This is a genomic window from Providencia sp. SP181 (genome assembly GCF_050446505.1).
GTDB classification, from domain to species: Bacteria; Pseudomonadota; Gammaproteobacteria; order Enterobacterales; family Enterobacteriaceae; genus Providencia; species Providencia vermicola.
This window is the reverse complement of sequence record NZ_JBBPXM010000002.1, coordinates 41,768-63,731: the sequence shown is the minus strand read 5'-3', so window position 1 is coordinate 63,731 and position 21,964 is coordinate 41,768. Positions and strand designations below refer to the sequence as shown.

Below are 21,964 nucleotides of genomic sequence, written 5' to 3'. Positions count from 1 at the left end.
AGCAACAAATAATTATCCGTATTACTAGTCATTATCATTCATAACTAATCGCTCCCAATATAAAATTGAGAATTTAACAAACGGTTAAATAACTCTCTTCTGTAAAGAATTTTAATTATTTGTAATTTTACGCAAACAAAATATAACACCCTGAAATTTAACATATTTAAATTTCAGGGACAAATCTAAAATAAATCATAAATGATTTGTATAATATTTACTCTAAAACAAATATATGAAATTGATGTTCTATAGCAAAGACTTTATGTATAGCAATGTGTATAGAAAATAAAATAAGAAAATAATATTTATTAAAAATCAATACATTAAATTCACCAGTCGATTCCTGCAGGGGACACCAGTACAAACGAAACCAACCTATTCCCAATCCTCACAAAAAATCATAGCAACTATTCATGTTATGCCGAACTATACAAAGCTAAACTGGCATGAACACATGGTGGAGAGAACATTAGTCTTTAATTGATGGCTATTGATATTTGACTTATGTATATTGTTAATCACTTAATCATACGGATGTATGTATCGTCATGGCTGAACTGATTACTTATGAAATCATATTAGGGATTGCAGTGTTTTTTTGCTTTTGGAATATAGACAGAACCAATACTTTCTGGTCTTTTATTCGAGTTATCGCTGGAATATGCCTGATAGCCACCATGTGCATGCTTGGAATGATCATAGCGTACGTTGCATCATAGCAATCATCTATCTAACGTAAATATTGGAATATATGTAGTGACATTCACCGTTATTTATCTTTTATTTGCTGCCTTTTTACTCCTGTGGCTTGCTTATTGGAGCTTTTCAGCACTATTTCCAAAATCACCACCAAGTAGTGTTTTATGTCTTTTCGCTAGGACAATCATCGGTGTGTCCTTGGTCTTATCTGCTATCTATGTAGCTCTTGTCGCTTTCGCAATCACCATCTAGTTGAATGTTGAATTTCCCCCTAGCCCTTTCAATCTCTCGAATGAATTTCTTGTCCAAGTTGCATTTTGCTAAGCGCTTATGGCATCAGCGAATCACTGAGGCATCTCACCCCAATTTACCTGTTCAGGAATATCAGGCTGTTTTAGCCCCCTCAGCTAGTAACATCAATTTGTTTTCTTTCAATATTAGCCTAAATCACATTAATAAATTCACCTGATAAATAATATTTACTACTCTATAGATATACACAGGCAGAAAAAATGCGTTATCTGAAAACATGATACTATTAACATTAATTATCGTTTCTGCAATTATCAGACTACTTGATTCATTCATTTTAATTACCAATTAAAAGTTTACATCAATATAGCTAACTAATCATACTTGTACCACTTGAGTACTCATATCGCAATTAACGGTAGGCAGGGCATACACAATATATTAGGAATACAAGTTAGAGGCTCTTGCTTAGTTAGCCAACAACTGAAACTTTCCTGTTACTATGAATAATCTGCTCTCTTAGGGAAAAACAGTGCTGGCAGTTCGTTTATCAGTCTAAATAGAAAAATCCTATTTTTCATCTGAACATTTTTATCAAGAATAGAACTTTCTATTATCAACTCTACTGCGCGTATTCACTGAGATAATCTATCAATGAAAAATTTTATCATTATTCTTTTTTTACCACTTTTACTTTTAGCCTGCACAAAGAAAGAGCGAAAATTAGTCGTTATTTCTGGAATGAGCAAAGCTGATGTCATTAAAATTGAAGGGATACCGATTAGCTCTGCCTCTCAAGCTCAGTATGATTTGTTATTTTATTCGGATCAAATATTAACCAATCTGCCAAGTCAGAAAGCGGATCATGTGTTTATCTTTATTGATAATAAATTGATGGAATACTCAACAATAAATATTCGTTCAATTCATGATGAAAGTACAAGGGTAGGATTAAATGCAGAACAGAGCCTAGCATGCTGGGTAAATCAATTAAACTTACCTGTTAATCCATCTGCTATTGCAAATGAAAATACAATAACAAATGGGGTCAATTGTTTTTCGAATGTACGTAATGAAGACAATTAATTTCACTATTTTAAATTCATTTTAGTCAAATAATGAGATTGCATTCCCGTTTCAGGAAAATCTGGCAGTGACATTTGCTGGATATAACCTAATTTTTGGTAGAATGGTAATGCTTGAAAACTAAATGTATCGACTAAAGAATGAAGGCAGCCTACTTTTGAAGCCTCATGCTCAGCTGCTTGCATTAATTGCCTCCCTATTCCTTCATTTCTCGCAGATTCACTTACCCATAAATAATCAATACATAACCAATTGGCTCTGATTGTTGCAATCAAGCCCCCCTGCATTACACCATCATCATCTTTAAAATATACCCCTAGTTGACCGAATCGAGAGGCATCTAAAAACTGTACATTAAAACTACGAAGCCCCGCCAGTAATTCATCACGATCTTCTGGACTTACTTCATGTGTAATAACAATATTCATATTCAATTATATTCATTCTGGTTATACGTATTGGTATTTCGAACATACTTATATGATAAAGTAAATAGGTGAGTAAGATTTATAAAGAAAAAATAAAATGCGGTGACTCATTAAAAAACATCGGTTTCTAATATTTGAGCAATTAAATCGGCAACAGATAACACTAAAGACGATTTGACCATTTGTTGATAGCGTTGTTTCTGTAAACTCATTAGCTGCTGGTCAACCATGTCCTCAGGTTGATCAAAACGCATCATTTCAGGTAATGGCCCTATACAGTGAAGTGTTTTAATACTGCCTATTATTTCATCATCGGTATAATCTAATTTTAATTCTTGGTGAGATAACGAGTCATTTAATGCTAAAAATAATTCAATATCTTCATAGGTTTCACGTGTTATAGCTCCCAAAGCAAATAACAATTTTAAACGTACAGATAAATCACCTAATGGGCCATTTCCTGTTAAAAGAGGTTCAACCGCATATTTTACGGCATAATCATCCTTTCTAAACACTTTTAACATCAACTTATCAATAGCTTGTGAAATAAGAATAATAGCCTCTTGAACAAACAAGTGTAATTCTGGCCGCTGATTTAGCCGTTCAAGAATTTGATTTTCAATGTCTTGTTTATTTTCCATAATAATTTCTTTTGTCACTTTATGGCCAGCAGCTTGATATTTATTCGCAACTAACCATAAAGTGATTAAACCTCACCAATTAACTCATTATCCGTAATATTACCTATTACTCTACTTCATTAGCTCATACTGCGCACAAATTTTATTAATAATGACAGGGTGATGTTGAAGTCCACTTAATTCAACTATAGCTTGATATAGACCTTTATCTTCAATTAGAGCTGTCATTTCAATAGATTGAGGGTCACTAGTGCATCTAAAATGAAGCGCTGCTGCAATACCCATTATCAAATTCTTATTAGGGAGTTCATACTCTAATGTCCCCAATAGTGGCTTAATCAATCTATCTTCAGGGCTGAGTTTACGAATAGGTTGGCGCCCTACTCGACTCACATCATCCTTTAAATAAGGGTTAGCAAAGCGGCTTAATATTTTTTCAATATATTGCTGGTGCTTATCTGCATTAAACCCATACCGTTGAATTAAAACTTGCCCACTTTCTTCCATTGCAGCTTTTACGATAGCGAGAATCTTAGGGTCATTAATGGCATCTCTGATTGTTTGGTAGCCATATAATTGGCCTAGATATGCAGTAATCGCATGGCCTGTATTTAACGTGAATAGTTTTCGCTCAACAAATGCCATTAAATTATCCGTCAACTCCATACCGTCGATTGTCGGAATATTGCCAATAAATTGTGTTTTGTCGACAATCCATTCACTGAATGATTCGACAGTTACAGAAAGAGGGTCATCATTCGCTGCATCCATTGGAGGAACAATCCGGTCAACGGCGGAGTCAACAAAACCAACATATTGTTCAACCCATCCGTGTGTTTCTACAGGTAATTGAGCAAGAATATGTCGTTTTAATTGGCTTGTTCCTCTAACCATATTTTCACACGCAATAATATTGAGGGGCTTTTGGTTATTTAATTTACACCTTAAAGCAATACCTTGCGCTAAAGTCCCTGCTATTTTTTCGAGAATTTGTGGGCCTACTGCGGTTGTCACCATATCTGCAGAGGCTATATATTCTATTGTCTTTGGATCATTAGAATTAATTGCGTGCACATTTTGTACTTTTTCTATGCTACTTTCTTGCCCAACAACATGAACCTGATATGACTGCTGATGCTCTAGCTGATCAATTAATGGCTGATTAACATCGGTAAATGTGAGTTGTGAATTCGCATCAGAAAGTAATTTACCAATAAAACCACGACCGATATTACCTGCACCAAAATGAATGACTTTCATTGTTATTCTCCTCACGCTGCACTTTGCGATGCTAAAATTTCGAGCACTTCTTGAATACTTTGGGTATTACACAATTTATCTATCACCCCATCTTCATCTAGTGCAGAGGTGATTCGTGTAATCACTTCAATATGCTCATTATTTTGTGCCGCGATGCCAATAACAAGACGTGCAATTTCATCGGGTTCATCTCCGAATTGAACACCTTCAGGATATTGGCAAATAACAATACCCGTTTTTAAAACACGATCTTTCGCTTCAATAGTTCCATGTGGGACTGCAATTGATTCACCAAGATAAGTTGAGGTTAATTTTTCTCTCGCTAACATCGCTTCAATATAATCAGGTTCTACATACCCACCCTCAACTAATTTTTGTCCCGCAAATTGAATTGCTTGCGTTTTATTCTTCGCTGATAAATTTAAGTAAATATGCTTGGCGCTAAGTGTAAACAACGCTTCATCTTTATCTTCAATATCAAAAGATTCATCATTTGCAGCAACAATTGTTTGCTTGATTAAGCGTCCATCATTTGCAGCAGTAGGATGTTTTTTCGCGATTAAATTAGTCACTAAATCATTATATATTTGACCATCTAAGAAATTCGCTAAAGAAATGTGCATTGCATTAGGTGCAAATGTTTTAGCTCTTTCAGTGAGGTCTTTGTGCGTTATCACAATATCAACACTCGTAGGAAGGTCATTGATAGCCATGTTCGTGACATAAATATCAAGCAACCCCGCATCACGAATCTTTTTCGCTAATACACCTGCCCCCATCGCACTGGAGCCCATTCCCGCATCACAAGCAACAATAATATTACGCACATTTGCAAGATTAACTGTTGAATTGTTATTCGTTACTTCCTTGCTCGATGATTTAGATTGCGCTTTCATATCACGCATTTTTTTCGTCGCATTATCTAATTCATCATCATCGCCCACACGGGTTCTTTTTAATAAAATTGCAGAAACTAAGAAAGAAACAAGTGTTGCACTAATCACAGACAGAATAACGCCAATTAAAGATGATTTTGGTGTCATCAGTAAAACTGCAAAAATAGAGCCTGGTGATGCAGGAGAGACTAAACCAGCATGAAATAGGTTCATCACAAACACACCTGTCATGCCACCAAGAATAACTGCAAGAATTAACCGCGGATTCATTAAAACGTATGGGAAATAAATTTCGTGGATCCCGCCGAAAAAGTGAATAATTGCAGCACCAGGCGCAGACTGTTTAGCATTCCCTTTACCAAAAAACATGTATGCCAATAACACACCCAAACCTGGACCTGGGTTAGCTTCTATTAAGAAAAAAATAGACGCGCCTGTTTCAGTTGCTTGTTGAATACCTAATGGGGAAAAGATTCCGTGGTTAATGGCATTATTCAAAAAGAGTATTTTGGCTGGCTCAACAAAAATCGAAGTTAAGGGCAGTAGATTATTTTCTACCATCACATTTACACCCGCCGCCAACACTTTTGATAAGCCAGCAACGAGAGGCCCAATAGCAAGGTAAGCAAGTATCGCCAAAAGCATACCAATAATGCCAGATGAAAAGTTATTTACTAGCATTTCAAAGCCCGTTTTGACTTTACCATCTATCCAGCTATCAAAACGTTTAATAGCATAACCACCTAATGGCCCTGCAATCATTGCGCCCATAAACATTGGCATATCGGCACCAACAATTACCCCCATTGTTGTAATAGCCCCGACAATACCGCCTCTTTCACCACCAATAAGACGACCGCCCGTATAACCAATTAGCAGTGGTAATAAATAGGTGATCATTGGACCTACAAGCTGTGCCAACGTTTCATTTGGCCACCACCCCGTAGGGATAAAGAGCGCGGTAATTAAGCCCCACGCAATGAAAGCACCAATATTAGGCATAACCATATTACTGAGGAAACGCCCAAAATTCTGTACCTTTAATTTGATATTTGATGTTACCATGATAGAACCCCGTGGTACGAGAACGATAAGATTGCAACGTTATCGCCAAATAACGTTAGTGAATATTTAGACGCTTTCACTCTAACATGGCCTTTATCAGATGCGTACCACGCGGGCCTTATGTGACGGAAGTCACCTAAACCCCCCTCATCCCCCCACCTAAATATTGATCATGCTCACAAATAAATAGTGTAGTTTTACTACAAAGACGTTTTTTCACATAAATAAAGCAAAAAAACGAGATTAATATCACATAAAAATACTTACCTTAATTTTCAGAAAAGAGATCCTGATCACAAATTATTTTCATATTCACCTTTTTTAACTCCATTAAAAACTCGATTAACCTTTTTATAGCTAGTAGATTTTATTTTGTAATTAATTTTCACTCGTTACTTATTTCAAAAAAGCACCTATGAAATGGATATAAAGTTGAAAATACAGGCTTAGCACTCATCTCATTTTGTATTTTCTATCTTTTTGCGATATCGTTAATAGGATTAACTGCAACTTATTATTATCCATAGAATATTTAGCCTTGATTCAAAAGATGTTCACCGATAAATTATTCTTAAACCTCTTCATTAAAATGTGAATATAATGACTTTAACCATTATTGTTTTTCTTTTGGTTTACGTTGCCATGGGCTTTGGTAAGTTACCTGGTTTTAAAGTAGATAGAACGGGAGCCGCTATTATTGGTGCCTTGGCCATGATGGCAGCTGATAGCATTACCCCACCACATGCATGGAATGCCATTGATTATCGGACAATTGGGATGCTGTTCGGCTTAATGGTCGTATCTGCATCATTTGTTGTATCTGGTTTTTATAGTTGGACAGCGAACCGTGTTGCGATGCTAAAAGTTTCTCCTCCAGCACTTTTAGCCGTATTAATCGGTGTTGGCGGAATTCTTTCCGCTTTATTAACCAATGATGTTGTCGTTGTAGCCATGACACCATTATTAGTTTCTATTAGCTTATCTCGCGGTTTAAACCCTATTCCATTTTTATTAGGCTTTTGTTTTGCCGCAAATAACGGTGCTGCAGGCTCATTAATTGGTAGCCCACAGAATATGATTGCAGCTCAAGGGCTCGATATTTCCTTTGTCGGTTTATTAGAAGCTTCCGCAATCCCTGCCTTACTGTCATTACCTATCACGTGGTTCGTCTTAGTTTGGCTGTACCGCAAGCGTTGGTACATAGCTAAGGACGAAACGCAAACTACAGTATCGACAATGCAAGAAAACCTCAATGTGTGGGAAACGACTAAAGCAGGAGTTATTACGCTTGCCGTTATTATTGCGTTTATTGTAAGTGATATCCCAAGGGAATTAATTGCCCTTACTGCTGCCGGATTCTTATTATTAAACCGCTCAATCGCATCAAGCGATATGCTTAAGTTAGTTGATGGGAATTTGTTACTCTTAATTATGGGACTGTTTGTCGTCAATGCCGCGTTTGCCTCAACAGGTATTCCCCAGCAACTCCTCGATGATTTACGCACCCATGGCGTTGATTTAAATAATCCATTCGCTTTATTCTTAGTGACTGGAGTTCTCAGCACAATTGTGGGAAATAACCCTTCGGTAATGCTACTCGTTCCATTTTTAACCCCTGATGGAAATGCTGACGCCCTTGGTGCAGCATTAGTGCTAGGCTCAGGGTTTTCCAGCAATTTATTAGTATTTGGCAGCCTTGCAGGTATTATTGTTGTTGAACAAGCCGCGGCTTATGGCGTAAAAATATCGTTTAGTGAGTTTGCAAAATCGGGTGGTGTTGTTGCCGCGTTATGTATGATATTAGCGGCAATATGGATAGTATTAGTCTTGTAAGAATAATTGCAATTTATTACCAGCCACGCTAAGTAAATGGCTGGTAATAAAATTTCAATATTTAGGGAAGAATAGCAAATGAACGCACAGGAAACCCACTCGCATTATTTGGTTTAGCGACAATATTAAAGATCACTGCCCCACGAGTCGGTACTTTATCCAAGTTTGCCAGCAGTTCCACTTGGTAAGTATCTTGATCTAAAACGTAATACTCCCCAAGTAACGCATTATTTTTACGGAAATCTTTTGCCGCATCTGTATCAAACGTTTCATGTCCAATTGCTTTAATACCCCGTTCTTCAAATAAGAACTTTAAGGCATCCATCCCCCAGCCAGGTATTTGGTTATTACCTTCTTCGTCTTTATTATCCATAAGCTCTTGTGATGGCCAACGTTTGCTCCAATCTGTTCTTAGTGCAACAAAACTGTCAGGTTCAATTTTTCCATGCTGTTCCTCAAAAGTCAGTACATCATTAAGAGAAAATGCAAAGTTTGGATCTTGTTTTGCTCTTTCGGATTGATCAATAACAATTAAAGGTAAAACGAGTTCTTTTAGCTCTAGCTCATGCAGAAAACGTTTACCTTCAACAAAATGACATGGCGCATCAATGTGCGTGCCATATTGCCCTGGGAAGGTAAATTGCTGAGCAAAGAAACCTTCTGCATAGCCAAATAAGGTTTTAAACTCAGCAGCATCAAACATAAAAAAATGCGGTGAATTCCCATCAAAGCTGTGTGTTAAATCAACCCATTTCTTGCTCTTTATAATATTAAATGCATCAATCAGTTCGTGACTCATATTCTTCCCCTGTCAGGTTGATTTTGTTCAGTGTTTTTATGACGTTGTATTTTTTGTTGTGTTACTTATCTATTTAATAGCAGTAAAAATATTGTGTTGTCTAGGAATTTAATAAGAATAAATTTCATATTAAGTTTTAAAAAAGCCACTTATTAATTTAATAATAAGTGGCTAGGTAAGAATAAAAAAATAAAAATTAGACTAGGATTTTATTTAGGGTATTTATTCCAGCTTTCTGGTTCGATAAAGCCATCATAAATACGCTGAGAACGAATATAATCCGCATATTCTTTAGACTCAAAAGCCTCTTTTAAATCCTTAGCCCATTGAGAATCAAGATCTTTTTGCATGACAGTGACAATAACACGGTGTTCTAATGGTGAGTTTTCAACAACTAATCCATCGGCAATACGCTGGCCTGCACTTGCGACATAATTGCCATTTACCACAACAAAATCAACATCATCAAGTAATCTTAATCCTTGAGCTGCGTCCGTTTCACGCACATCTAAATGATATTTTCCTGATGAAATATCATTAACACTAAAACTCAATGTGCTGACATTCGGTTTAATTTTAATCCAGCCTAGTTGTTCTAAGATCCGCGCCCCTCTTTCTGCATTTACAGGGTCGTTAGATAAAGCGACAATCATGCCATCTTTTACATCATTAATTGATTTGTGTTTATTTGAACGTAAACTTTGTGGCGCGCTTGGTGAGTCTGTCAATGCGACCATATTAATATTATTCTTTTTGTTATATGCATCCATATATGCGCGGCTTTGGTTCACCGATGCATCAATAGAACCTTCTTCAAATGCAGGATTAATTTGCCTATTTTGTGAAAATTGACGCAAAGTTACCTTATAGCCTTTTTTCTCTAAAATAGGGACGATTCCTTTATCTACTTGATCGATATAATTACCAACTCCAAAACCTATCGTAATCTGTTTTTTATTTGGATTATCTTTTTCATTGTTATCACCACATGCTGAAAGCACAAAAACAGCTGATGCGATTAAAGATAAATTTATTAATTTTTGTTTTAACATATGTAACAACCCTGTGAAAATATTTCAGCCAGTATAATCATATTAATTTGGTTGTTCTTAGATCAGATAATTATAACTTAGTTAATTAGTGATATAAGAATAGGTTTTAATTCCTTTAAGTTATATGGATATAACAAATAGATCGTTCGATAAATGATGTGATTGATATGTAATGAAGGAGATAAAAAACGTTTAAAAAAAGTGAGTTGCTTTATGACTATTTTCAATAATGATTTAATTAACACCCTGACACACTTGCCACCAGATTCCGATTTAGCATTAATCCGCCAAGACCGATCAGCCGCAACCTTAAATACCCAAGCCGCATACAGCGAAATTTTCTCTGTACCATCAACACAATTTCCTATTGATGTTCGTTATGGTTTTGCGCATCAGGTTGCAAAATTGACTGGCAGCCAAACATTAGCAGATTTTTATTTTCAACAAGCACCAGCACTAAAAATAGAAAATCTTTCACCTGCTCTGCAAGCTGCTGCGGAATATCTGCAAATATTAACGTTATCTCCTAAAGATACTCAGTTTTCACTCATCGAAACCTTAATTACACAAGGCTGGGAAAATAGCGACATCGTTTTGCTCGCTCAGTTAATTACCTTTGTCACCTATCAAGCTCGTTTAGTCGAAGGTATTGAGCTTTTAACGACATCTAAAAATGATCCACGGGATGTCGCGAAAATAGTCGCGGGCAAATGGAATCATCAACCTTTCACTCGCCAGGGACGCCCATCTCCTACCGCCTTTACACAAGATAATTTAGGTTGGGAAGCTTGGATAACGGCTAGAAAAGCAGAAACGCTAAGCGATGAAGAAACTCAGGTGATGAAGAAATTTGGTCAATTAACCTCTGAATACTTTCTTCTGCTCGCTCACCAAAGCAAGATTTTAGAAATTAGAACCTTAATCGATCGTGGTGTCTTTTACACCGCTGGCGGCCTACCACGCTGGGAACGTGAGTTTGCAGCTGCCGCTGTCAGTAAAGTGAATGGTTGCATTTACTGTGCTTCTGTTCATGCACGCAAAGCCAGCCAGTATGCCAAAGAACGCCGTAGTGATGTCGATAAGCTATTAGCAACGCCGACAGGTGAGATTCTTGCGGATGGCTTTGACGATAGATTGTTAGCAATCACCGATCTCGTGGCGTCTTTATCAGCAACACCGATTCAAGCAACAATATCTCAAGTCGCAACACTACGCCAACTGGGACTATCTGAACTCGAATTGCTTGATTTAATTCAGTCTACTGCGTTTTTCTCATGGGCAAACCGCTTAATGCTTTCCCTCGGTGAGCCATTTGAAATTATGGAGGATAAGGAATAATTTCATGGATAGGATCATTGGCTTAGCGGCTTTAGAAGCGCACATTGCACAAGATTTGCAATATCTTAATCTCCCAATCACATCATGGGCATTATCAGATAATAATATCAACAAACAACATATTGACGTTGCCATTATTGGTGCTGGTATGTCAGGTGTCACGGCTGCATTTGCACTCAAGTTACGTGGTATTAATGCAGTCGTATTTGATAAAGCCATTACTGGAAGTGAAGGGCCTTGGCAAAAACCTGCTCTCATGGAAACACTACGTTCGCCAAAACAGGTTGTAGGGCCCGCTTTAGCTTCCCCCTCATTGACCTTTCAAGCGTGGTTCAAAGCGCAGTTTGGCGATGAAAAATGGGAAGAGTTAGATAAAATTCCTCGCCTTCAGTGGGGAGAGTATTTGCAGTGGTTTAAAGCGATTACTGCACCAAAAGTATTTAATCAATACGAACTGATTGACCTACATTCAACCGATAATGGTAGCAAGTTAATTTTTAAAACACCTGAAGGAACAACAAATTACATCGCACAGCATGTTATTTTAGCCACAGGTATGGAATCCTTTAGTGAACCGAATATTCCCAGTTTTATGGATAATATTCCACAAAACTATTGGGAGCATTCGTATGCAGGCACTGATTACAGCCGCTTTAAAGGGTTAGACATTGGTGTTGTTGGCTATAGCGCAGGTGCAATGGATAGTTCTGCAACAGCCTTAGAGAACGGGGCTAAGAGTGTGGAAATTTTAATCCGTGCCACAGATATGCCACGGGTAAACAGAGGTAAAGTTGCAGGAAGCGCGGGTTTTACTAATGCTTATGCCTATTTTACAGATGCACAAAAATGGCATTATTCAGCGTATGTTGCTGAAGCTAAAACCCCTGCCCCTCATGGCAGTACTTTACGAGTTTCTTGTCATCCAAATGCTTTTTTTAATTTTAATACTCAAATTAAACAGATTGAATTAAAAGATAAAAAACTACATATTTCGACGACAACTGAACAATTCACGTTAGATTATTTGATCCTCGCGACAGGATATAAAATTAATTGGTTCAAACATCCTGCATTTAACCAAATTACCCCTCTAATTAAAACGTGGGCTGATGTTTATACTCCACCAATTAGTGAAGCGAATAGTGAACTCGGCGCACACCCTTATTTAGGCTCGCATTTTGAATTACAAGGCAAAAAAACGGCTGACACTGAAAAGTTAAAACAATTTTATTGTTTCAATTTAAGTGCTTCACTTAGCATGGGCCCTGTTATTGGTTTGATCCCTGGTACCAATACAGGTGCAGAACGTTTAGCTGATCATATTGCCGCTCAATTGTACCTCGCTCATAGAGAAGAACACCTCGAATTAGTGAAAACAAGCCAAGAATTTGAATTATTAGGTGATGAATGGCAACCAGCAGCCTTGCCTTCAGAACGTATGCAGCTAACTGATAATGTAGAGTAAACTATGATTACATTTCAAAATGTCCAAAAAGTATATGAAAAAGATGGGCAATCTTTAGTTGCATTGCAAGATATTAACTTGCATATCAATAAAGGAGATATCTTTGGATTTATTGGCTATAGCGGAGCAGGAAAAAGCTCACTTATTCGTTTGGTCAATCAATTAGAAAAGCCCTCCAGTGGTGCTGTGATTATTGATGGGCAAAATATTGCTCATCAAACTCCCGCTGAAATTCGGGCCCATAAGAGAAGTATAGGAATGATTTTCCAGCATTTTAATTTACTGGAAACCAAAACTGTCGCTCAAAATATTGCAATGCCCTTGGTCTTGCTAGGACTTGATAAAAACGAAATCAGTCAACGTGTTGATAGCATTCTTGAATATGTAGAGCTGAGTGATAAAAAAAATCAATACCCAGGTCAATTATCTGGTGGGCAAAAACAACGCGTGGGTATTGCCCGTGCCCTTATCAATAACCCACAAATTCTGCTGTGTGATGAAGCCACATCTGCCCTTGACCCGCAAACGACACGCTCCATCTTACAGCTATTAAAAAAAATCAGTCGCGAACAAAATATTACCATCTTACTTGTGACACACGAAATGGAAGTTATAGAGCAAGTCTGTAACCGTGTTGCGGTGATGGAAGCGGGTAAAGTCGTGGAAGAAGGCACTGTATTAGATATTTTTGCAAATCCTAAACATTCAACGACCCAAAAGTTTGTTGGGACTGTTTTAAATGAAGAAATACCAGAGCGTGTGCTGCACAATTTAGACCACCAGCAAGATGTTTATCGCCTTGAATTCCTCGGGTCATCAGCTCAAGAGCCTGTTGTTAATGAGCTAATTTTAAAAAAAATCGTCAAAATAAATATTCTCTTTGCCAATATGAAAGAAATCAGTGGGGTAGTACTCGGCAGCATGTTTGTGCAGATTGTGGGTGATAAAGCACAGATTGAAGAAGCTATACAGTTTTTACGCCTGCGTGGCGTAGCGGTTAGCCAGGGGGCATTATGACAGAGTTATTTGAAACAGCCTTAACAAGTAAACAATTTTTACTCGCTATGTCAGAAACATTCACCATGGTGAGTATTGCCTTAGTACTCGGTTCCTTGTTTGGTATTTTACTGGGTATATTACTCGTTATAACGAGACCTGAAGGGATTTGGGAAAACAAATACATATACCGAATTGTTAACCCAATTATCAATATCATTCGCTCTTTACCATTCATTATCTTATTAGTGGCGATGATCCCACTAACCCGTTTTATGGTCGGAACATCGATAGGAACAACCGCGGCAATAGTGCCATTAGTGATTTTTATTGCTCCCTACACTGCCCGCTTAGTGGAAAATTCTCTTTTAAGCGTACACTCAGGGATCATTGAAGCGGCAGATTCTATGGGTGCAACAAATTGGCAAATTGTTTGGCATTTCATTTTACCAGAAGCTAAATCTTCTCTTATTTTAAGTTTGACTGCAGCAAGTATTACTTTAGTCGGTGCGACAGCTATGGCAGGAGCAGTAGGCGGTGGTGGTGTTGGCGATCTTGCTTTGAACTATGGCTATCAACGCTTTGATAATGTGGCAATGGCCATTACTGTTGTGACATTAATCATCATTGTCCAAGGGATGCAATTTATTGGCGACTACCTTGCCAGAAAAGCGCGTTTTCATTGATGATTCTTAAAGTTGGTAGCGTTGCGTTATCAACTTTATTTTTCTATTTTCGCGGTTTCAATTTAGCTCACCTAGTAGCGAATCTAAAGCTTGACTATTTATCCTGTAATTAATCTCTGTTTAATTTAAAGTTAATTTCAGGTATATTTATATAATAAAAAAATAAAAGCCCATTACAGGCTTTTATTTTTAAAGTTACACAGTATGAGAGATAAATAATGTATTTATTCTTTTTAATGAATTTTAAATGGTGATCAAACTTAATTTAAGTCCTTAATTGAAACAATTAGAAGTTAAAATCAAGTTAAGTTTCATTATGAGACAAAATAATTATTTATATTATACTAAAGAATAAATAGAATCATCGATCCCTTTAGTATCCCTTCTTTCTTCTGGTTGGGTATCATCTTGCAGCACTTCACTAAAAAACTCACCCATATTAACGCCTAAGACTTTTAATACGCGAACTAAACAATCAATATCAATACGATTTACACCGCGCTCATAACGAAATAATTGTTGCTCACTAATATCTATCTCTTTAGCTAACTGAAACACAGTATAGCCTTGAGCTTTTCTTAGCGTTTTAATTTTTTGTCCAACTGCACAAGCGACAGGATATTTTGTATTCATAAACATTCTCGCTTCAATTTATATTAATGAAATAAAAATTAGCAGATAAGTAGCTGCCATTTTTTTATTTTTTATGTTTTATATAATAAGTAGAACTTTGATAGTATTGCTGACGATTCAGCATATATCGATGGGAATGATATACTAGCAATCTAATTAGTTTCAACTAATCTTAAAATGATGTTACATTTATGTAACGAGATATTACAAGTCATTTACCCTATAAAAAAACAATAATTATCCCATAAATATCATACTATTATGATTAGTAAGGCAACTCCCACCCTTACCCATATTACTTGTATCACAATGAACACGACGGAATATTACACTAAAATAACAGATTTTATCCGATGTATCATCTGAAAACAAAGGAAATAAATAGAATAATTTAACACTGTAACAATATTAATGATTTTAAGAATGAACAATCATTTAACGAATAAAAAACAATCAGATATCATTTATATCTGTAAACAATGGTAAAAATAATAAGTTTTACCTCTAAAAACCTTTGGCAACATTAAATATCAATAACATATAGGAATGAATATTCTGTTACAATTAATGAAACGCTAAATTTTTAAAGTAGCATGGTAAATATTTACCAAATAACAGTGCTCAACATAACAAAACCATAACGTTAAGGAAGTTTATTATTCACTTTACTTGATGAACATCACAAAAATATGACAAACTAATACTATTAGATTATCTTATTTTAATATTGATAATTTTATCTTCGAATGAAAGTGGCGATATTAAACCCTCAAAATTTACAAATTATTAAAATTTAACCCCGAAAATACTCAAACACCCTTTTTAACGTTAAACATCCATATTTATTATGAGCACATTCTAATCTAACGTTATAAAGTAATTCTCTTTACTTTATAATTCATTATTTGTAACTTATTGATAACAATACTAAAAATATACCTCTATATCCTCAATCATAGCAGCAGTCAGGAAAAGGTATCGCTTATATTGATTTTCAATGAGTAGATGACCTTTCAGAACATGAAATATATAGAAATAGTCCTTCAACCTTTAAGCACTATGTTCTGTTATACACTATTGGATGCTGAGATGATGGCTTAAGATGGTGGGTCGTGCAGGATTTAAATCCTTCGGATTTAGCCTTCGGCCTGAACCTGCAACCAGCTTGTCGAGGTATCGCTAACCGATTGAGTATTTACTGGATTATGTTTTGGAAGCTGAGGTGATGACTTAAGATGGTGGGTCGTGCAGGATTCGAACCTGCGACCAATTGATTAAAAGTCAACTGCTCTACCGACTGAGCTAACGACCCATCTAGATTTGATTTGTGTTTTAATGTGAGTAGTTAATGAAGTGGTGGGCGATAGCGGGCTCGAACCACTGACCCCCTCCTTGTAAGGGAGGTGCTCTACCAACTGAGCTAATCGCCCACTTCATAACTTGTTCCACATTATAAATGATTGGTGGGCGATAGCGGGCTCGAACCACTGACCCCCTCCTTGTAAGGGAGGTGCTCTACCAACTGAGCTAATCGCCCAATCATTTATTTTTCATCGTCAACGGTGGTGGGCGATAGCGGGCTCGAACCACTGACCCCCTCCTTGTAAGGGAGGTGCTCTACCAACTGAGCTAATCGCCCCGTCGTCGATGGAGGTGCATTATAGGGATACGGAGTTCAGAGTCAACGCTTTTTCGATAGATTTTTTTCGTTCGTTGCAAAATTAATCAAGATGTTTCAATATTCGCCAGAAAAGCTGCCTTTTTAATCAATTACCTATATAATTTAGCGTTTATATTCTTTCATAAACAGAAAATAAATTTTCACTTCAGCTTCAATTTCATTTTTTGCCTCACTTTTCCATTTTCTTTTCTTGTATCTTCATAACTTGATTGAGGAATCACCACAGGATGATAGAATAGAGGCACATTTTAGCAATGCTGACAGACTTCACGCGTTTAAAGCTTCATACGGCACTATTATCTATTGTAATGTGTTGCATACATTAGCCTTCTATTTATTCAGCCGTGAACTCTTAAGCACTTCAAAAACAATGTTTTGCAATTAAGGCAATCTCGATGAGTAAAATCAAAACCCGTTTTGCACCAAGCCCAACTGGCTATTTACACGTTGGTGGTGCGCGTACCGCTCTTTATTCCTGGTTATTTAGTCGCCACAACCAGGGCGAATTTGTCCTGCGCATTGAAGATACCGACTTAGAACGTTCAACTCAGGAAGCTATCGATGCCATTATGGACGGTATGAACTGGTTGAATTTAAATTGGGATGAAGGCCCTTATTATCAGACCAAGCGTTTTGATCGTTATAACGCAGTGATTGACCAAATGTTAGAAGCTGGCACCGCTTATCGTTGTTTCTGCTCAAAAGAACGTTTGGAAGCTCTGCGTGAAGAGCAAATGGCGAACAATGAAAAACCTCGTTATGACGGTTGCTGCCGCGACCATGCGCATAACCACACCGCTGATGAACCGCATGTTGTTCGTTTCCGTAACCCGCAAGACGGTTCTGTGATTTTTGACGATAAAATCCGCGGCCCAATTGAATTTAGTAACCAAGAGTTAGACGATTTAATTATTCGTCGCACTGATGGCTCACCAACTTATAACTTCTGTGTTGTTATTGATGACTGGGATATGGAAATTACTCACGTTATCCGCGGTGAAGACCATATCAACAATACACCTCGTCAAATCAACATTCTAAAAGCACTAGGCGCACCAGTGCCTGTGTATGCACACGTTTCCATGATTTTAGGTGATGACGGTAAAAAACTGTCTAAACGCCATGGTGCTGTAAGTGTCATGCAATACCGTGATGATGGTTATTTGCCACAAGCGCTACTGAACTATTTAGTCCGTCTAGGTTGGTCTCACGGTGACCAAGAAATTTTCACCGTTGACGAAATGAAAGAATTTTTCAGCCTTGATGCAATCAGCAAATCAGCAAGTGCATTTAACACTGAAAAACTGCAATGGCTAAATCACCATTATATCAATACATTGCCTGCTGAAGAGGTGGCTGTGTACCTTGCATGGCATATTGAGCAACAACATATTGATACCCGCAATGGCCCTCAATTAGTTGAGCTAATTAAGTTACTTGGCGAACGTTGTAAGACACTGAAAGAAATGGCTGAATCTTGTCATTATTTCTATCAAGACTTTGAAGAGTTCGATGCAGACGCAGCGAAAAAACACCTGCGCCCTGTTGCTCGCCAACCATTAGAAGTGGTTAAAGAAAAATTAACCGCAATCACCGATTGGACCGCAGAAAATGTCCACCAAGCAATTGAAGCCACTGCCGCTGAATTAGACGTGGGAATGGGTAAAGTGGGTATGCCGTTACGTGTTGCTGTGACGGGTGCTGGCCAGTCCCCAGGCCTCGATGTGACCGTCCACGCCATTGGTCAAGCACGTTCTATTGCACGCATTGAAAAAGCCTTAGCATTTATTGCTGAACGCGAATCTTCTGCACAATAATTTATGCCATTTCTGCCCTCATTTCTTGGGGGCAGTTTTTTCTCTCTTATTTCTATCCTTGCGTTGATTGCAAAATGCTCTATATTTCAGCAATTAAACGGAAAAGCCGATTATTTTATTGACACTCCTACCGAGCTTGAATATGATGCCTCCCGTCCAAAAGATTTTGATTGGGGCTATAGCTCAGCTGGGAGAGCGCTTGCATGGCATGCAAGAGGTCAGCGGTTCGATCCCGCTTAGCTCCACCATCTAATTCCCTGTTAGATGGCTCTAAATAACAAAGTCTATCGATTTGGGGCTATAGCTCAGCTGGGAGAGCGCTTGCATGGCATGCAAGAGGTCAGCGGTTCGATCCCGCTTAGCTCCACCATAATTTCCTTCTGCTTTATCTTTCTTAAATCTAATAATTTCGAGCCTCAAAATACCCCTATTGTACTCAGCAGTATTCGGCGTATCCAACCTCAAACACTTCATAAGGAAAGCCTGTAAGCTCACGTTTTATCATCTATTACTGTGCTGTATAGCCACCATCAATAGGAATAAACGCCCCCGTTATAAAACTGCTGTCTGTTGATAATAAAAAAGCCACCACATTGGCGATTTCCTCTGTTTTTGCCATCCTCCCCATCGGGTGCGTTGATGCCATCCAATTTTGAGTATCCTGCGGTAACATCGCAATATTCGGTGTTTCAACATAGCCTGGCCCTACAGCATTAATCCGTATGCCTTTTTGGGCATTCTCTAATGCCGCTGAACGAGTGAGGCCTAACACCGCGTGTTTCGCTGCGGTATAAGGGGCTATCCCTGCTATCCCTGTTACACCATTGCAAGCGGATAAGTTTACTATTGCCCCACCGCCACTGCGATGAATTGCAGGTATTGCATATTTCAAGCCATGAAATGCCCCTGTAATATCCGTTTCAATCACGTCATGCCATGCTTCTAATGGATAATCTTCGATATTCACACCATGTGGACCTGTCACCCCCGCGTTGTTGACTAAGAAATGCAGTGCACCATATTTCATTTCTACCTGCTCAATCGTTGATTGAAAATCCTTTGCGCTTGCCACATCCATTTTTATTACACTAATACGCTCCCCTGTTGGTGTAATTTCCTGGGCTGCCTGCGTTAGTGCATCTTCATGACGTCCTGTCATAACGACTGTCGCACCCAATGAGTGTAGTTTTTGTGCAATTCCAAAACCGACACCTGAAGATGCCCCTGTTACCAATGCGATTTGATTTGTGAATTGTTGCATAGCCGCCTCAATTATAATTAACTTTAGTTAACTATAATTGATTAACTTTGGTTAATCAATGCCTCGTTTTCTGCCTAGCGCCAAGGTATACTTCAACTGTTGAATAATAAGGAAGAATTTTTATGCCCAGTACCCTTGAAGACGCATTATCATTATTGCAATGCACACTTGTTGCTCGCCGTGTCAGTTTCACACCTGAGCAAATTACATGGGGACAATACGATGTACTGGAGATATTGAGGCTTAAAGGTGACTTAACACCAAGCCAGCTAAGTCAATCACTGGGAATTTCACGGCAAAATTTATCGAAGTTTTTGCGGGTATTAAAATCTTTTGAGTTTGTCGAACAATATCAGTCTGAAGAAGATAAGCGGGAATTGATCACCCACTTAACAGAAAAAGGGGCTCATTTTTTACAGCGTGCAGCAACAGGGCGAGCAGAAAATGCATTAAAAGTTAAAGCCGCATTAACGCAGCAAGAACAAGATATCTTTATTCAATTGAGCAAAAAAATTACTGCCGCTTTAGGGCATGAGTGATCTGATCACTTAGCCCGTTTTAATGGCTTTACAAGCCCTTCTAACCCTTCAATTTTTAACCCAAGGGCCATTTCCATTAATTGGCCAAGACGCCCTGGTGGGAACTCTCCTTTCTTATAAAACCAAAGAAGGTATTCCTCAGGCAAATCAATCAAGATACAGCCTTTATATTTACCAAATGGCATATAGGTATTTGCCATATCGATAAGATCTTGCTTTTCCATTCTTGCTCCCATAAAAAAACGGCGTCCTAATGAACGCCGCTCTTAATTTAACACTTTTTTGCGAATTACAATACTAATCCGACAACCGCAGCGGATAAGAAGCTGACTAAAGTTGAACCGTACAGTAATTTCAGGCCGAAACGTGCTACTGTGTTACCTTGTTTTTCATCTAACCCTTTGATAGCACCAGCGATGATACCAATTGAAGAGAAGTTAGCAAATGACACTAAGAACACAGATAAGATACCGACAGAACGCTCAGATAAACCACTTGCAATAGCTTGTAAGCCATCCATTGCAACGAATTCATTCGTTACCATTTTAACTGCCATGATCCCACCCACTTGTAGGGCTTCATCCGCTGGGATACCTAAGATCCAAGCAAATGGATAAAATACATAGCCCAACATAGTTTGGAAATCGATACCGAAAATCGCAGAGAAAATACCGTTAATCATGGCAATCAGAGCGATAAAACCAATCAGCATGGCAGAAACAATAATCGCAACTTTAAACCCTGCAAGAATATATTCACCTAACATTTCAAAGAAGCTTTGGCCTTCATGCAGGTTGCTCATTTGAATGTCTTCTTCACCTTCTGGTGGGTACGGGTTGATTAAAGACAGCACCACGAAAGTACCAAACATATTCAGAACTAATGCTGCAACCACAAAACGCGGTTCCAACATAGTCATATATGCTCCCACGATTGACATGGAAACAGTCGACATAGCTGTCGCTGCCATGGTGTACATTCTGCGATCAGACATGCGGTTAAGCTGGTCTTTATAAGCGATAAAGTTTTCAGACTGACCTAGCAGCAATGAACTTACTGCGTTGAATGATTCCAGTTTACCCATTCCGTTAACTTTAGATAACACCGTACCGATGATACGAATAACGATCGGTAGAATTTTAACGTGCTGTAAAATACCAATTAACGCAGAAATAAAGATGATTGGGCACAGAACTTGTAAGAAGAAGAACGCTAAATTCCCTTCAATCATGCCACCAAAGATAAATTTTGTCCCTTCTGCTGCGTAACCGAGTAAGTGAGTAAACACCCCCGCCACACCGAGAACAAAAGATTCACCGATATTCGATTTTAAGAACAGATATGCTAATGCAATTTGGATAACAAGTAGTTGAACAACATAACGAGGACGGATCCCCTTACGGTTACTACTTGCTAAAATAGCAAGAGCGGCGATTACTACTAAAGATAAAACGAAATGCAGGATCGAGGTCATATGCGACTCCAACAAATTTAAGAATCAGTCTATGTGCATATTCTATGTAATAGACAACAT

The 21,964-nt window shown here is 38.0% G+C and carries 18 protein-coding genes and 6 tRNA genes; 10 read left to right on the top strand and 14 right to left on the bottom strand.

Annotated features, from left to right (window positions below):
• The first annotated feature begins 1,608 nt into the window (after nt 1-1,608).
• Nucleotides 1,609-2,040, top strand: coding sequence for a hypothetical protein (locus AABS66_RS03625; RefSeq protein WP_206082412.1), 432 nt, complete (start codon nt 1,609-1,611; stop codon nt 2,038-2,040).
• A gap of 5 nt (nt 2,041-2,045) precedes the next feature.
• Here AABS66_RS03625 and AABS66_RS03620 read toward each other — a convergent pair whose 3' ends face one another.
• The 4 genes from AABS66_RS03620 to AABS66_RS03605 all read right to left on the bottom strand — a co-directional run bounded on the left by AABS66_RS03620 (nt 2,046) and on the right by AABS66_RS03605 (nt 6,330).
• A complete protein-coding gene (locus AABS66_RS03620; RefSeq protein ID WP_206082413.1) occupies nt 2,046-2,468 on the bottom strand; it encodes a GNAT family N-acetyltransferase in 423 nt (140 codons plus the stop codon).
• A gap of 110 nt (nt 2,469-2,578) precedes the next feature.
• Entirely contained in the window at nt 2,579-3,109 is a 531-nt protein-coding gene (locus AABS66_RS03615) for an MltR family transcriptional regulator (RefSeq protein WP_206082414.1), read from the bottom strand.
• A gap of 111 nt (nt 3,110-3,220) precedes the next feature.
• Nucleotides 3,221-4,369 carry a mannitol-1-phosphate 5-dehydrogenase gene (locus AABS66_RS03610; RefSeq protein ID WP_206082415.1) on the bottom strand — a complete coding sequence of 383 codons (1,149 nt, stop codon included), beginning with the start codon at nt 4,367-4,369 and terminating at the stop codon, nt 3,221-3,223.
• Between the two features lie 11 nt (nt 4,370-4,380).
• On the bottom strand, nt 4,381-6,330 hold the full coding sequence (locus AABS66_RS03605; protein ID WP_272539909.1) for a PTS mannitol transporter subunit IICBA: 1,950 nt from the start codon (nt 6,328-6,330) through the stop codon (nt 4,381-4,383).
• 600 nt (nt 6,331-6,930) lie between these two features.
• On the opposite strand from AABS66_RS03605, the gene AABS66_RS03600 reads away from it, so the two are divergent.
• On the top strand, nt 6,931-8,163 hold the full coding sequence (locus AABS66_RS03600; RefSeq protein ID WP_206082417.1) for an SLC13 family permease: 1,233 nt from the start codon (nt 6,931-6,933) through the stop codon (nt 8,161-8,163).
• A 61-nt stretch (nt 8,164-8,224) separates the two neighbouring features.
• Here the strand turns inward: AABS66_RS03600 and AABS66_RS03595 are convergent, their stop codons facing one another.
• Together AABS66_RS03595 and AABS66_RS03590 are read right to left on the bottom strand one after the other, a co-directional pair.
• Nucleotides 8,225-8,962: a cyclase family protein gene (locus tag AABS66_RS03595; RefSeq protein ID WP_206082418.1), complete on the bottom strand. Its 738-nt coding sequence runs from the start codon at nt 8,960-8,962 to the stop codon at nt 8,225-8,227.
• A gap of 209 nt (nt 8,963-9,171) precedes the next feature.
• Entirely contained in the window at nt 9,172-10,014 is an 843-nt protein-coding gene (locus tag AABS66_RS03590; protein WP_430224579.1) for a MetQ/NlpA family ABC transporter substrate-binding protein, read from the bottom strand.
• A 213-nt stretch (nt 10,015-10,227) separates the two neighbouring features.
• Here AABS66_RS03590 and AABS66_RS03585 point away from each other — a divergent pair, with 213 nt between their 5' ends.
• The 4 genes from AABS66_RS03585 to AABS66_RS03570 are packed head-to-tail and all read left to right on the top strand — an operon-like array spanning nt 10,228 to nt 14,499.
• Nucleotides 10,228-11,352, top strand: a complete 1,125-nt coding sequence (locus AABS66_RS03585; protein ID WP_272539912.1) for a CMD domain-containing protein — start codon at nt 10,228-10,230, stop codon at nt 11,350-11,352.
• 4 nt (nt 11,353-11,356) lie between these two features.
• The gene (locus AABS66_RS03580) at nt 11,357-12,817 is read left to right on the top strand and encodes an NAD(P)-binding domain-containing protein (protein ID WP_430224578.1); all 1,461 of its coding nucleotides are present in this window, start codon (nt 11,357-11,359) and stop codon (nt 12,815-12,817) included.
• A 3-nt stretch (nt 12,818-12,820) separates the two neighbouring features.
• Entirely contained in the window at nt 12,821-13,834 is a 1,014-nt protein-coding gene (locus AABS66_RS03575) for a methionine ABC transporter ATP-binding protein (protein WP_206082422.1), read from the top strand.
• Nucleotides 13,831-14,499, top strand: coding sequence for a methionine ABC transporter permease (locus tag AABS66_RS03570; RefSeq protein WP_206082423.1), 669 nt, complete (start codon nt 13,831-13,833; stop codon nt 14,497-14,499). Before AABS66_RS03575 ends, AABS66_RS03570 begins: the two co-directional genes overlap by 4 nt.
• A gap of 339 nt (nt 14,500-14,838) precedes the next feature.
• Here the strand turns inward: AABS66_RS03570 and AABS66_RS03565 are convergent, their stop codons facing one another.
• From AABS66_RS03565 to AABS66_RS03545, 5 genes are all read right to left on the bottom strand, one after another.
• Nucleotides 14,839-15,132 carry a helix-turn-helix domain-containing protein gene (locus tag AABS66_RS03565; protein WP_206082424.1) on the bottom strand — a complete coding sequence of 98 codons (294 nt, stop codon included), beginning with the start codon at nt 15,130-15,132 and terminating at the stop codon, nt 14,839-14,841.
• A gap of 1,236 nt (nt 15,133-16,368) precedes the next feature.
• A tRNA-Lys gene (locus AABS66_RS03560) sits at nt 16,369-16,444 on the bottom strand.
• Nucleotides 16,445-16,486: 42 nt separating this feature from the next.
• Nucleotides 16,487-16,562: transfer RNA gene (locus AABS66_RS03555), tRNA-Val, on the bottom strand.
• A 31-nt stretch (nt 16,563-16,593) separates the two neighbouring features.
• A tRNA-Val gene (locus tag AABS66_RS03550) sits at nt 16,594-16,669 on the bottom strand.
• Between the two features lie 26 nt (nt 16,670-16,695).
• Nucleotides 16,696-16,771, bottom strand: a tRNA-Val gene (locus AABS66_RS03545).
• 437 nt (nt 16,772-17,208) lie between these two features.
• On the opposite strand from AABS66_RS03545, the gene gltX reads away from it, so the two are divergent.
• The 3 genes from gltX to AABS66_RS03530 all read left to right on the top strand — a co-directional run bounded on the left by gltX (nt 17,209) and on the right by AABS66_RS03530 (nt 19,000).
• Complete coding sequence (gene gltX, locus AABS66_RS03540; protein ID WP_206082425.1) at nt 17,209-18,630, top strand: glutamate--tRNA ligase; 1,422 nt, start codon at nt 17,209-17,211, stop codon at nt 18,628-18,630.
• 172 nt (nt 18,631-18,802) lie between these two features.
• Nucleotides 18,803-18,878 (top strand) — tRNA-Ala (locus tag AABS66_RS03535).
• 46 nt (nt 18,879-18,924) lie between these two features.
• Nucleotides 18,925-19,000: transfer RNA gene (locus AABS66_RS03530), tRNA-Ala, on the top strand.
• Between the two features lie 138 nt (nt 19,001-19,138).
• Here the strand turns inward: AABS66_RS03530 and AABS66_RS03525 are convergent.
• Entirely contained in the window at nt 19,139-19,891 is a 753-nt protein-coding gene (locus tag AABS66_RS03525) for an SDR family NAD(P)-dependent oxidoreductase (RefSeq protein WP_430224577.1), read from the bottom strand.
• 122 nt (nt 19,892-20,013) lie between these two features.
• Between AABS66_RS03525 and AABS66_RS03520 the strand changes: the two genes are divergently transcribed.
• Nucleotides 20,014-20,430 carry a MarR family transcriptional regulator gene (locus tag AABS66_RS03520; RefSeq protein WP_206082427.1) on the top strand — a complete coding sequence of 139 codons (417 nt, stop codon included), beginning with the start codon at nt 20,014-20,016 and terminating at the stop codon, nt 20,428-20,430.
• 5 nt (nt 20,431-20,435) lie between these two features.
• On the opposite strand, the gene AABS66_RS03515 is transcribed toward AABS66_RS03520, so the two are convergent.
• Nucleotides 20,436-20,654, bottom strand: a complete 219-nt coding sequence (locus tag AABS66_RS03515) for a DUF3820 family protein (RefSeq protein ID WP_206082428.1) — start codon at nt 20,652-20,654, stop codon at nt 20,436-20,438.
• A gap of 65 nt (nt 20,655-20,719) precedes the next feature.
• Nucleotides 20,720-21,904, bottom strand: a complete 1,185-nt coding sequence (locus AABS66_RS03510) for a NupC/NupG family nucleoside CNT transporter (protein WP_206082429.1) — start codon at nt 21,902-21,904, stop codon at nt 20,720-20,722.
• Nucleotides 21,905-21,964: the final 60 nt, after the last annotated feature.

Excerpts from the sequence above, each read along its gene's own strand:
- AABS66_RS03625 (WP_206082412.1), top strand. The coding sequence starts at position 1,609 with ATGAAAAATTTTATCATTATTCTTTTTTTACCACTTTTACTTTTAGCC.
- AABS66_RS03620 (WP_206082413.1), bottom strand. The coding sequence starts at position 2,468 with ATGAATATTGTTATTACACATGAAGTAAGTCCAGAAGATCGTGATGAA.
- AABS66_RS03615 (WP_206082414.1), bottom strand. The coding sequence starts at position 3,109 with ATGGAAAATAAACAAGACATTGAAAATCAAATTCTTGAACGGCTAAAT.
- AABS66_RS03610 (WP_206082415.1), bottom strand. The coding sequence starts at position 4,369 with ATGAAAGTCATTCATTTTGGTGCAGGTAATATCGGTCGTGGTTTTATT.
- AABS66_RS03605 (WP_272539909.1), bottom strand. The coding sequence starts at position 6,330 with ATGGTAACATCAAATATCAAATTAAAGGTACAGAATTTTGGGCGTTTC.
- AABS66_RS03600 (WP_206082417.1), top strand. The coding sequence starts at position 6,931 with ATGACTTTAACCATTATTGTTTTTCTTTTGGTTTACGTTGCCATGGGC.
- AABS66_RS03595 (WP_206082418.1), bottom strand. The coding sequence starts at position 8,962 with ATGAGTCACGAACTGATTGATGCATTTAATATTATAAAGAGCAAGAAA.
- AABS66_RS03590 (WP_430224579.1), bottom strand. The coding sequence starts at position 10,014 with ATGTTAAAACAAAAATTAATAAATTTATCTTTAATCGCATCAGCTGTT.
- AABS66_RS03585 (WP_272539912.1), top strand. The coding sequence starts at position 10,228 with ATGACTATTTTCAATAATGATTTAATTAACACCCTGACACACTTGCCA.
- AABS66_RS03580 (WP_430224578.1), top strand. The coding sequence starts at position 11,357 with ATGGATAGGATCATTGGCTTAGCGGCTTTAGAAGCGCACATTGCACAA.
- AABS66_RS03575 (WP_206082422.1), top strand. The coding sequence starts at position 12,821 with ATGATTACATTTCAAAATGTCCAAAAAGTATATGAAAAAGATGGGCAA.
- AABS66_RS03570 (WP_206082423.1), top strand. The coding sequence starts at position 13,831 with ATGACAGAGTTATTTGAAACAGCCTTAACAAGTAAACAATTTTTACTC.
- AABS66_RS03565 (WP_206082424.1), bottom strand. The coding sequence starts at position 15,132 with ATGAATACAAAATATCCTGTCGCTTGTGCAGTTGGACAAAAAATTAAA.
- gltX (WP_206082425.1), top strand. The coding sequence starts at position 17,209 with ATGAGTAAAATCAAAACCCGTTTTGCACCAAGCCCAACTGGCTATTTA.
- AABS66_RS03525 (WP_430224577.1), bottom strand. The coding sequence starts at position 19,891 with ATGCAACAATTCACAAATCAAATCGCATTGGTAACAGGGGCATCTTCA.
- AABS66_RS03520 (WP_206082427.1), top strand. The coding sequence starts at position 20,014 with ATGCCCAGTACCCTTGAAGACGCATTATCATTATTGCAATGCACACTT.
- AABS66_RS03515 (WP_206082428.1), bottom strand. The coding sequence starts at position 20,654 with ATGGAAAAGCAAGATCTTATCGATATGGCAAATACCTATATGCCATTT.
- AABS66_RS03510 (WP_206082429.1), bottom strand. The coding sequence starts at position 21,904 with ATGACCTCGATCCTGCATTTCGTTTTATCTTTAGTAGTAATCGCCGCT.